This is a genomic window from Pseudomonas sp. (genome assembly GCF_050739995.1).
Classification (GTDB): domain Bacteria; phylum Pseudomonadota; class Gammaproteobacteria; order Pseudomonadales; family Pseudomonadaceae; genus Aquipseudomonas.
Window position 1 is genome coordinate 1 of record NZ_JBOICG010000051.1, and the last position, 8609, is coordinate 8609.

The window sequence follows — 8609 nt, forward strand, 5'->3', positions numbered from 1 at the left end:
ACCTTGCGCACCGTGGCCGCGACCACGTGGGCCGAGTACAAGAAGCACATCGAGAAAGACCCGGCGCTGACCCGGCGCTTCCAGGTGGTACAAGTCGCCGAACCATCGGAAGACAAGGCACTGCTGATGATGCGCGGCGTGGCGTCGACCATGGAAAAACACCACCAGGTGCAGATCCTCGACGAAGCGCTGGAAGCCTCGGTGAAACTGTCTCACCGCTACATCCCGGCGCGCCAGTTGCCGGACAAATCCGTGAGCTTGCTGGACACCGCCTGCGCCCGCGTCGCCATCAGCCTGCATGCGGTGCCGGCGGAAGTGGACGACAGCCGCCGTCGCATCGAAGCGCTGGAAACCGAGCTGCAAATCATCGCTCGCGAACACGCCATCGGTATTGCAATTGGCGCGCGCCAAACCAACACCGAGGCGTTGTTGAACACTGAGCGTGAGCGTCTTGCCACTCTGGAAAGTCGCTGGGCCGAAGAGAAAGCGCTGGTGGATGAACTGCTCGCCACTCGCGCGACGCTGCGTGAAAAGGTGGGTGTGGTGGACAGTGCTGCCGGTAACAACGAGAGCGATGAGCTGCGTGCCCAACTGGTCGACCTGCAGCAACGCCTCACCGCCCTGCAAGGCGAAACCCCGCTGATCCTGCCGACCGTGGATTACCAGGCCGTGGCCTCGGTGGTCGCCGACTGGACCGGTATTCCGGTGGGCCGCATGGCGCGCAACGAATTGGAGACGGTGCTCAACCTCGACCAGCACCTGAAGAAACGCATCATCGGCCAGGATCACGCCCTGCAGATGATCGCCAAGCGTATCCAGACCTCCCGCGCCGGCCTCGATAACCCGAGCAAACCGATTGGCGTGTTCATGCTCGCCGGCACCTCCGGCGTGGGCAAGACCGAAACCGCCCTGGCCCTGGCCGAAGCCATGTACGGCGGCGAGCAGAACGTCATCACCATCAACATGAGCGAGTTCCAGGAAGCGCACACGGTGTCGACCCTCAAGGGCGCGCCACCCGGCTACATCGGCTATGGCGAAGGCGGCGTGCTGACCGAAGCGGTACGGCGCAAACCCTACAGCGTGGTGCTGCTGGACGAGGTGGAAAAAGCCCACCCGGACGTGCATGAGATCTTCTTCCAGGTGTTCGACAAGGGAGTAATGGAAGACGGCGAAGGCCGCGTGATCGACTTCAAGAACACCCTGATCCTGCTGACCACCAACGCCGGCACCGAGCTGATTTCCCACGTGTGCAAAGACCCGGCGAACGTGCCAGAGCCGGAAGACATCGCCAAGGCCCTGCGCCAACCGCTGCTGGAGATCTTCCCACCGGCGTTGCTGGGCCGTCTGGTGACCATTCCGTACTACCCGCTGAGCGACGAGATGCTCAAGGCAATCACCCGCCTGCAACTCAACCGCATCAAAAAGCGCGTGGAGAGTACGCACAAAGTGGCCTTCGACTACGACGACGCGGTGGTCGACCTGATCGTCTCGCGCTGCACCGAAACTGAAAGCGGCGGCCGCATGATCGACACCATTCTCACCAACAGCCTGCTGCCGGACATGAGCCGTGAGTTCCTCACGCGCATGCTCGAAGGCAAGGCACTGGCGGGGGTGCGGATCAGCAGCCGGGATAATGAATTGCACTACGACTTCAGCGACGCTGATTGACCTGACGGAACACAATCAAAAATGTGGGAGGGGGCTTGCCCCCTCCCACACTTGGATTCGGTTTCTTCAGTTATTTAGTCATTTACGAGACGCCCGATGCTATTCAACCAAGCCTCACGCCTGGCCAAAGTCACCAGCCCTCTCGGGCCGGATGTGCTGCTGCTCAATGAAATGGGCGGCGGCGAAGAGCTGGGCAGGCTGTTCAACTACGAGCTGCAACTGACGTCCCTGGACGCCAACATCGACCTTAACCAGTTACTGGGCAAGCCGATGAGTGTGGGCCTGCAACTGGCGGACGGTGGTGAGCGGCACTTCCACGGCATCGTTGCTCGTTGTAGCCAGAACATCGACCAGGGCCAGTTCGCCAGTTACCAGGTGACGCTGCGCCCTTGGCTATGGCTGCTCAGCCGCACCTCGGACTGCCGGATTTTCCAGAACCTGAGCATCCCGCAGATCATCAAGCAGGTGTTCCGCGACCTGGGTTTTTCCGATTTCGAAGACGCCCTGAGCCGGCCGTACCGCGAGTGGGAATACTGCGTGCAGTACCGCGAGACCAGCTTCGATTTCGTCAGCCGCCTGATGGAACAAGAAGGTATCTACTACTTCTTCCGTCACGAGCAGGATCGCCATGTGCTGGTACTGGCCGACGCCTATGGCGCCCACACCACCGTGCCGGGCTACGCGTCGATCCCGTACTACCCCAAGGATGAGCAGCAACGCGAACGCGACCACATGCATAACTGGCACTTGGCGCAGGAAGTACAGCCGGGCTCGCTGGAACTCAACGACTACGACTTCCAGCGACCCAGCGCCAGCATCGACGTGCGTTCGGCCATGCCGCGTCCGCACACCGCCGGTGACTACCCGCTGTACGACTACCCCGGCACCTACGTGCAAAGCCAAGACGGCGAACACTACGCGCGCACCCGCATCGAAGCCCTGCAAACCCTGCATGAACAGATCGAGTTCAGCGGCAATGCCCGGGGCCTGGGTTCCGGGCATTTGTTCAGCCTCACCGGCTTCAGCCGCCAGGACCAGAACCGCGAATACCTGATCGTCGGTTGCCGTTACTACATCGTCCAGGAAAGCCTGGAAAGCGGCAGCGGCTCGGCCTCGGCGCAGTTCGAAAGCAGCCTCACCTGCATCGACGCCCAGCAAAGCTTCCGGCCGCTGGCCAACACCCATCGCCCCATCGTCAAAGGCCCGCAGACCGCGTTGGTAGTCGGCCCTAAAGGTGAGGAAATCTGGACCGACCAGTACGGCCGCGTGAAGGTGCATTTCTATTGGGACCGCCACGATCAATCCAACGAAAACAGCTCGTGCTGGATTCGTGTGTCGCAATCCTGGGCAGGAAAAAACTGGGGGTCGATGCAGATTCCACGGATCGGCCAGGAAGTGATTGTGAGCTTTTTGGAAGGCGACCCGGACCGGCCAATTATCACCGGCCGCGTGTACAACGCCGAACAGACCGTGCCCTACGACCTGCCGGAGAACGCGACCCAGAGCGGCATGAAAAGCCGATCCAGCAAGGGCGGCACACCAGCCAACTTCAATGAAATCCGCATGGAGGACAAGAAGGGGCTGGAGCAGTTGTACATCCACGCCGAGCGTAACCAGGACATCGTGGTCGAGGTGGATGAAAGCCACTCGGTGGGGCATGACCGCAACAAGAGCATCGGCCACAACGAGACGGTGACCATCGGCAACAACCGCCTGCGCATCGTCAAGCAAGAGGACATCCTTTCGGTTGGCCAGCGCAAGACCGACAGCATCAGCCAAAGCTACGTGATCGAAGTGGGCGAGAACCTGCGCCTGGTGTGCGGCGAAAGCATCCTGGAATTGAACGCCAGCGGGCAGATCAACCTGACCGGCGTGCAAATCAGCTTCTACGCCAGCGGCGACGCCGAGTTCAACACGGGCGGTGTGCTGCACCTGAACAACGGCGGTGGCGCGGGGGCGACGCCTGATGGCCAGGGTGTGAAAGCCAGCATCGACGCCAACATCAAAGCCGCGTTCCCTACGCCTAAAAGCTCCTGACGAGACCTGTTTGCCATGACGTACCGAATCAACGAATTCCAGTTCCAACTGCCGGCCGGCGAGCTGCAGGACGCGTCGATCAATATCCTCAAGTTCCCTGAATTGGGCACCTCCTTGATCGTCAGCCGCAGCTTGCTCGCCGAGGGTGAAACCCTGCACAGCAACTTCAATGACCAACTCCAGCGTCTGGAAAAACAGGTACAGGACCTGCGTTATCAGCCGGGCGTTGATGTGCGCCTGGGCGCTGCGCAAGAGGTGGAAGGTATCGAGCTGCGCAGCCAGTTCAACAAGGGCAATGACAAGGTGTTCCAGTTCCAGTTGGCGCTGCTGCTGCCGGGGACGCGCAAGATGCTCGCCTTGAGTTATGTGAAGGCGGACAAGCTCGGGGATACCGAGGCCGCGCACTGGGCGACGATCAAGAATTCGCTGGCGTTCGACGCCCTTTGATGAGTTGCCTGTATGTCTGATGCTCTATGGGCTGCCCGGATGGGCGATGCGCTGACCCACACTTCCATGATGGCCGATATCCTCGGCGGTGTATTGGAGGTGGCAGCCAACGTGGCGATCACAGCACTGGCGACTGCAGCGGTGGCGGCGGCGATTGGTGTCACGGTCGCTACTGCCGGCATTGGTGGCTGCATCCTCGGCGCCGTGGTCGGTATTGTCGTCGGCATGGCCATGAGCAAGACGGGGGCCGACAAGGGTCTCAGCAAGATGTGCGAGAGTTTCGCCAATGCGCTGTTTCCACCGGTGGTGGAAGCCACGATTGCGGTGGGCTCGACCGACACGTTCGTCAACAGCATCCCCGCTGCGCGTGCGGCAGGTGCAATTCCCTCCCATGTCGCGCCCGCTGGGACCGAGCTTGAACCCGACGAACCAGAACCTGATGTCGAAACTGCGCCAGAGCCCGGCTTCCTGGACATGGCTGAGGGATTCTTCTCCCAACTGTGGCGCCCTACCGTTGCCTATCCAGCACCCGGTGTCGTGCCGCTGCCCACCGACCTGGTCCTATGCGCCCGCCACCCACCAATGCCCCCGCAGCTCCTTGCTGAGGGCTCCGATAAAGTCACCATCAACGGTCAACCCGCCGTACGCAGCGGCGACCGCAGCATGTGCGATGCGACAGTAGTTTCCTCAGGCCTGATTTCGCCAAACGTCACGATTGGTGGCGGCACGGTAGTGGTACAGGAGATTCGCAGCGGCAAGACGCCCGGTGTGGGGCTGGCGATTGAAGCCCTCATGATGCTCAAGGGCGCGAAGGGGAAAACGCTGAGTAATTTGCCGTGCATGTTGCTCAGCGGTGTGGGGTCTTACGCAGTGAGCCAAGCCATGGGGGCGATGGCAAACGCTGCGATGGGGTCGCCCAACCCCGTGCATGCGGCAACAGGCGCCAAAGTTCTGGGCAGCGATTTCGACCTGGACTTTTCCCTGCCTGGAGTGTTGCCGATTGACTGGCAGCGCTTCTACAACAGCCGCGACCTTCGCCGCGATGGGCTGTTCGGTGCAGGCTGGAGCGTGCCTTATGAAGTCGCCGTACAAATACAGCCTCATCCAGATGGCGGTGAAGAACTGATCTATACCGACGAGCAGGGCCGTCGTATCAACCTGGGTTCAGTGGCGCTGGGTAGTGCGATGTTCAGCCCTGGCGAGGGTTTGAACATTCGACGCCACCGTAACGGGCAACTATTGATTGAAAGCGACAACGGTCTGTATCGGCTATTTGACGCCTCCCCCCGCGACGCTTCATTGCTGCGCCTGAGCCAATTGGGCGACCGCAACGACAACCGCATCTATCTGGACTATGACGCAGCGGGTCGATTGACGACGCTGCGCGACACGTTTGATCTGGTCCGAGTCGAGTTGATTCACGAGCAAGGCCGTGTCGACCGGATTGAGCGGTTGCATCCCGATCATCGCCGGGAAGTCCTAGTCAGTTATGCCTATGACCAGGCTGGCGACCTGGCAGAAGTGCGTGACGCTACGGATCAGGTCCAACGACGCTTTGCATACGACGCTGGGCGTCGCATGGTGGAGCATCAACTGCCTACCGGTCTGCACTGCTTCTATGAATGGGCTTTGATTGAAGGCGTCGAGTGGCGTGTGACTGGCCACTGGACCAATGACGGCGATCGCTATCATTTCGACTATGACCTGAACGCAGGGACGACACGTATCACCGACGGCTTACAAAGGGTAAGCACACGCGTATGGAATACCCAATATCAGGTTACCCAGTACACCGATAATCTGGGGCAAGTCTGGCGCTTTGAATGGAACGATGAACGCCAATTGCTCAGCGCAACAGACCCGCAAGGTGGACGTTATGAATACTGTTATGACGAATCCGGCAATCTGATCAGCGAAATGGACCCCCTGGGGCGCCGCGACACAACCCTCTGGCTTGATCATTGGTCATTGCCGCTAGTCGAGACCGACGCCGCCGGCAACAGCTGGAAATTCCTGTATGACCCCAGAGGCAACTGTATCCGTGAGACGGACCCTCTCGGCAACATCACCCGTTACCAGTACGACACTCACGGCCAGCCTGTTGAAATCATCGATGCCACTGGCAAACGTAAAAAACTCCGCTGGAACCAGGCAGGGCAACTGATTGAACACGTCGATTGCTCAGGCTCGCCCACACGGTTCATTTATGACGCACGCGGACATTTGCAGGCTATCTCTGACGCACTGGGGGAGCGGACTGAATTCAAGCACGACGCGCAGGGCAGACTGATTGGGGTCCAATTGCCTGATGGTCGCGAAGAACACTATCAGCGCGATGCCAGCGGACAACTGGTCGGGTACACGGATCCCGCCGGGCACAGCACCCATTATCAATACACACGACGTGGCCAGGTACGGCAACGCACTGATGCCCACGGTCGTAACGTGCAGTTTGGATACGATGCTTATGGCCGCCTTCTGTCTCTGACCAACGAGAACGGCGAAAGCTATCGATTTTCGTGGGATGCAGGCGATCGCCTGACCGAGCAGCGGGATCTGGATGGCAGTTCCAAACGCTACAAGCACGACTGTCTCGACAATGTCATCCAGTTTGAAAGCGTTCCCGCACCTTACGGCAGCGGGATCGGACTGGTACCGGAAATAGCTGCCAAACCCATTGTCCATCGACTCACGCGCGATGCAATGGGGCGGTTGAGCGCCAAGACAACAGATGATGGTCACACTCAATACACCTACGATATGTTGGACCAACTGACTGGTGTCCACTTCATGGACACGAGCGGTCAGTCACAGACACTGGGGTTCTCGTACGACGCTCTCGGGCAGATGCTGGAAGAACAGAGCCAAGCAGGCTCATTGCAACATCACTACGACGAACTAGGGAATCTGATCCAAAGCAAACTGCCCGACGGGCGCTGGATCAATCGTCTTTATTATGGCAGCGGCCATCTGCATCAAATTAACCTCGATGGCCAGGTCATCTGTGATTTTGAGCGCGACCGGCTGCACCGCGAAGTACTGCGCACCCAGGGCCAAATCAGCACTCAGAGCAACTACGATCGTTCGGGCCGCCTGCGTGCACGACAACGCCGCAAGACCAGCCCGGGTACGCCGGGAGCGGCATCGTTACAAAAGCAGTTCGAATACGACGCGGCAGACAATCTGATCACTAAATTGGACCGGCACCCTGCGAACCAAGCTCGCCAGTTGCTGCACTACGATGCCACCGCTCGGATTATCGCCAGCCAGGACAGCGGAATGGGGCAGCACGAAACCTTTTCCTATGACGCCGCCGCCAATTTACTGGATGGGCCACCATCCGGTAGCGGACTGGTTGTGCATAACCGCCTACTGACTTATCAGGACAAACGTTATCGCTATGACGGCTTTGGCCGAATGGTCGAAAAGCGAAGCGGTCATCGTGGCGTACAACACATGCGTTATGACGCCGAACATCGTCTGATCGAAGTACGGAACCAGAGCGGCAATGTGGTCCGCATGACCTACGACCCACTGGGTCGACGCATCGAGAAAAACGAGACGAGCAGCGAAGGATACTTACTCGGGACAACACATTTCAGTTGGGATGGCTTACGGCTCCTGCAAGAACACCGGAACAACCAGACCAGCCTCTATCTGTATGAAGAAGACGGCTATGAGCCATTGGCCAAGGTGGACGGTGTAGGCTCCCAGCAAAAGATCCGGTACTACCATAACGACTTCAATGGCCTCCCTCTTGAGCTCACTGAAGCCGACGGCCAAACGCTGTGGCAGGCCACCTATCGCGTATGGGGAAACACCATACGGGAAACCCGTGAACCGTATTACATCGAGGAGCAAAACCTCAGATTCCAAGGCCAGTACTTGGATAGAGAAACCGGACTTCATTTCAATACCTTCCGGTTCTATGACCCGGACATTGGCCGCTTCACGACACCCGATCCTATCGGACTCTTGGGTGGGCTCAACTTGTACGCCTACGGCCCTAATCCGATTACCTGGATAGATCCACTGGGATTGTCCTGCACAAACAAAAAACCTACAGCAGCCAGTCTGTCGGATAAGGATTTCGTCAAGAAAATTGCCAGCAAGGCGGAAAAATGGGGCGTTAAAAACAAGCATGGCGCTGCAGGCACTGGTCCGGTCCAGGGTAGCAAAAAGCACACCTACGCCGACAAATTGCTAAAACGCTACCAGCGCATGACCGGGCAAAAGACTCACTTGGCGGTGGAGAAATCCTATTTGAAAGGCGTTGAGGTCCCGAAAGGAACCGCCGGTAGCGCGCGGCCAGATGTTTACAACAAGAACACCGGGGAAGTGCTGGATTACAAGTTCACAAAAGACCCGAACGGGCCGATTAGCAGTCGACAACAGACCAACAATAATAATAACCTCCCGATAAAACCACCTTCACAGACAGCGATACACCCCTGAGA

4 protein-coding genes are annotated in these 8609 nt (G+C 58.8%); all 4 read left to right on the plus strand.

All coding sequences use genetic code 11. The features are described 5' to 3' along the window. On the plus strand, positions 1 to 1668 hold a 1668-nt coding region (locus tag ACRESD_RS01835), incomplete at its 5' end, for an AAA family ATPase (RefSeq protein ID WP_431749373.1). A 96-nt stretch (positions 1669 to 1764) separates the two neighbouring features. Then, positions 1765 to 3705, plus strand: a complete 1941-nt coding sequence (locus ACRESD_RS01840) for a type VI secretion system Vgr family protein (protein WP_431749374.1) — start codon at positions 1765 to 1767, stop codon at positions 3703 to 3705. 15 nt (positions 3706 to 3720) lie between these two features. Beyond that, complete coding sequence (locus tag ACRESD_RS01845; RefSeq protein WP_431749375.1) at positions 3721 to 4152, plus strand: DcrB-related protein; 432 nt, start codon at positions 3721 to 3723, stop codon at positions 4150 to 4152. Between the two features lie 12 nt (positions 4153 to 4164). Further along, positions 4165 to 8607: an RHS repeat-associated core domain-containing protein gene (locus ACRESD_RS01850; protein WP_431749376.1), complete on the plus strand. Its 4443-nt coding sequence runs from the start codon at positions 4165 to 4167 to the stop codon at positions 8605 to 8607. The last annotated feature ends 2 nt before the right edge of the window (positions 8608 to 8609 follow it).